The 231-nt window shown below is 62.3% G+C and carries 1 protein-coding gene; it reads right to left on the bottom strand.

From position 1 onward, the window contains the following. On the bottom strand, positions 1 to 231 hold a 231-nt coding region (locus tag G9F50_RS20395), incomplete at both ends, for a condensation domain-containing protein (RefSeq protein WP_165417798.1).

The raw sequence follows: 231 nt of genomic DNA, 5'->3' as shown, positions 1-231 counted from the left end.
AAACGGCCGGACGAATGCGTCAGCTGACTCGGCCTCATCCAGCTGAAACGGTACGTTGTCATGGATGCGCTGCACCGGTTCGCCGTCAGGCCCCGTTTCAAAGGACGTTCTGAGCGACTCGTGCCGCTCCACAAGCTTCCGGAACGTCTCCTCCAGCCGGCTGCGGTCAAGCGGGCCCGTCAGTTCCAGCACAGCCGGCATATTGTAGCCGACACCGCCGTCTTCAAGCTG

The organism is Bacillus sp. EKM206B, from assembly GCF_011066015.1.
In the GTDB taxonomy this organism is placed as follows: Bacteria; Bacillota; Bacilli; order Bacillales; family Bacillaceae; genus Bacillus; species Bacillus velezensis.
The sequence above is the reverse complement of the archived record's forward strand: the minus strand, read 5'-3'. Positions and strand labels throughout refer to the sequence as shown.